The sequence below is a fragment of the Pseudomonas sp. K5002 genome (genome assembly GCF_013386655.1).
GTDB lineage: Bacteria > Pseudomonadota > Gammaproteobacteria > Pseudomonadales > Pseudomonadaceae > Aquipseudomonas.
Genome location: NZ_JACARK010001065.1, coordinates 1 through 3,195, shown reverse-complemented (window position 1 = coordinate 3,195; position 3,195 = coordinate 1). Strand labels below are relative to the sequence as shown.

1 pseudogene is annotated in these 3,195 nt (G+C 65.0%); it reads right to left on the bottom strand.

The features are described 5' to 3' along the window. A pseudogene (locus tag HX846_RS33210) lies at nucleotides 1-3,195 on the bottom strand (hemagglutinin); the annotation flags it as partial.

Sequence of the window (3,195 nt, the reverse complement as noted above, 5' to 3'; positions counted from 1 at the left end):
CGGCCTGGTTGTTTTTGGCCGAGAGGTCGATGGTCGAGCCGGCAGCCTGCAGTATGTTGCCGCTGCGGCTGTCCAGCAGCACCGTGCCGCCCGCGCCGTACTGGGTCACATCGTTGAACACAGTGGCGCCACCGGCCACGTCGATCAACGCCGCATCCGTCAGCACCACATCACCCCGGGCGCCCAGGCTGATTTTACCGCTGGGCAGCACTACCGCCGTGGCCAGGCGAATGCTGTCGCCTTGCAGGGACAGTTCGGCGCCCTGGCCGTCGGCCTTGCCACGCGCCCCCACGGACGCTGCAATATCAATCGCCCCACCTGCGGTCATGCGGTTCACCGAACCGGCTTCGCCGGTCATCAGCGGGGTGAGGATATTCAGGTCGCCGCCGCTGTACTGGAAGCCCTTCACCGGATCATAGGCGCCCTGGCTCTGATACACCGAGAGGCTGCCCTTGTGGTTGGCGGTAATGCGCTCGCTGGCATTGAGGTTCACGCTGGCAAAGCCCAAAGCCAGGCGATCGAAACTGCTCACGGTGTTGGTCTGGGCAAAGGCGCCGTAGCCGAACTCAATACGCTCGGCGTTGATATCCAGGCGCCCGCTGCCAGTGCCCGCCCCGCCGGCGATCACCGAGCCCGGTGGGGTGGTCGCGCCCTGCCAGATCAGGTTGGCGGTATGAATGTTGGCCACGTCGCCAGCGCCACCGGCACCGTAGATCGCCGGAGTGGCAAGCATCAGGTTGCTCAGCCGCGATTTACCCGTCAGTGGGTCATAGGTGTCCAGGGAGGTACTGCCGTAGAAGTTGAAACTGTCCCGCGCCGAGAGCTGCAGGGTTTCCAGGGCCGGCGCACCGAACTGTGAATCACCTTTGAGCAGGCGATCAAGAAGCGCCTGGGTGAGTGTCAGGCCGGCCGGCAACTGATTGGCCACAGCGGCAGCGGCCAGGGCTTGGGCGCTGCCGAGGTTAATGGTGTTGACCCCCAGGTTGAGGTGACGGGTGCCGTAGCGCACCTGGTCGCCCAACTGGAAGGTATTGTTGGTCAACGCCACGATGCTGCCTTCGGAGTACAGCCCGGTTTGCCCGCTGCACAGGCCCGTGTCACACACACCGATGCTGATCCCGCCGCTGGGCACCGTCGTATTGGATGCAATGACATTGAGCAAGCCGTTGGACGCCGCCAGCATATTGGTGACTTTGTAGATAAAACCGTCACGAGCGTCGTAGCTGGCTTTGCCACGGCCGATGGTGTTGATGGATGCGCCCTGCTCCAGGACGATCGCGTTGGTGTCACTCAACAAAAAGACTTCCGGCGCTGCGAGCGTCACACCTTCCCGAAGCGTGACGGTGCTGTTGGCCCGACTCGTACCGCCAGCCAGGACGATGTAATTCCCGGACTGGCCATACGTAACTGCCGTCATCCCCCCCACCATCAAACGCGAGGTTCCCAAGGCGTTGAGGCTCTCATCGTTGAAGGTAATGCCGGAAAAACCGCTGGTTGCGGAACTGCCCGCCGCGACGACTTCAATACCCAGCTTGCCTGGATCAATCACCGCCACCGCGCCGCCATAGCCACCCGCCGCGGCCTCAAAACGGCCTATGCCCTGGAACGAAAACGCATCAGCGCCGCCCCCTGGCCGCAAGGCCAGTTTCAGGGTCTTGGCGTCGACGGCGAGCATCGGGCGTGGCACACCCTGTTTCGCGGCGTCGGCCATGGCGAACTGGGCGTAGCTGGTTTCGTTGTATTGGGAATAGCGACGCAAGGTATCGGCCGAGGTCAAAATCAACTGGCTGGCAACGCTGTTGCCGATCCCGGTGTTGGCGATGGACAAGCGCCCGGCGGTGGACCAGGAGCCATTGCGCATCCGCTGGGTGGCGGCATCACTGCCGAGCCCGGCCAGGCCGTTGATCTCGACGCGGAAAGCGCCGGGCATCAAGGCNNGACCTGCTGGCCCACCAACGGATCGACTGCGCCTTTCTCCGGTGCCACCGGCGCCGCGCCAGGCTGCACCCCGGGCACGATGGCGTAAATCGGGTTGGTGCCCAGGCCCGGCAACACAAAACCGCCATTGGCACCAAACTGCACCAGTGGGCTGTAGCGCGCATCCGTAGAGCCTCCGCGCCCGGAAACGAAACCGGCCCCCAGCAATTCGCCGCCGCCCGACAGGTCCAGGGTAGCCTCAGGCTGCACCTGCACCGACTGGCCGCCGAGAATCACCCCGACGCTGAGTTCCGCGTCCTGGTTGACCAGCCCGCCCTGGCCGACAAACGTCACGGTCTTGCCGTTGTACTTATAGACCTGCCCGTCCAGGGTGCCGCCATACGGCAGCACCAGGCCCCTGCCGCTCACCGAGGTCACGCTGCCCGGCAGCAAATGCACCTGGCTGCTGCCCATGCTGCCGATATCGATCAACCCCAGGGGCGCCCGCACCACACCGCCCTGCCGCACCGTCGCGGCGCCCAGTTGCAGGCGCCCGAATGCCGAGTAAGGCACCGCGGCATCCGTGTTGCCGGTACGGCCAATGGTCAGGGTGCGCAGCGGGTCGAACGTGATGTTGAGGCTGTTGAATTCGCTCAGGTAGCCGGCAATGACCCGCGCACCGACCTCCGTGGCCGGATACAACTGCGCCGCCCGCAAGGTCATGTCGCCCTGGGTCAATAACTGGGTGCTGACCCTCAAGGCCACGCCGTCCGGGTTCGCACCCGCCAGGAAGCGCAGATCGCCCTGGCTGGTCAGGTTGACCTGATCAAAGCCGCGACGCTCAAGGCCGATCAGGCTGTCGTCGGCCTGGCGCAGTTTGCCCTTGCTGCCAAACAACACGCTGCCGCGCACATCGATCAAGCTGCCGCTGGCATTGAACTGCGCCTCGGTGGCGCGCAGCGAGGGTAACGGCAACACCGACACCGGGTTCACGTAGAACTCCCGGGCCGGCGAATCCATGCCGGACAGCAGCAGAGACGGTGCCGACAGATTCACCCGGGCATTGGCTGCCGCGCCCTCACTGAGGTTGAAGGCACCGCTGTACAGGCGCAGGCTCTGGCCCATGTTCAAGGACACATCGCCGTCGAAACTCAACAGGCCGTTGCTCATCAATGCCAGGTTGTCGAAGCCGCCCGCACCGACCTGGTCGACGCCCAGGCGAGCGTGGCCGTATTCCAGGCTGTCGGCCGCGTCGGCGGCGGGGGCGGCGCGCGGGTG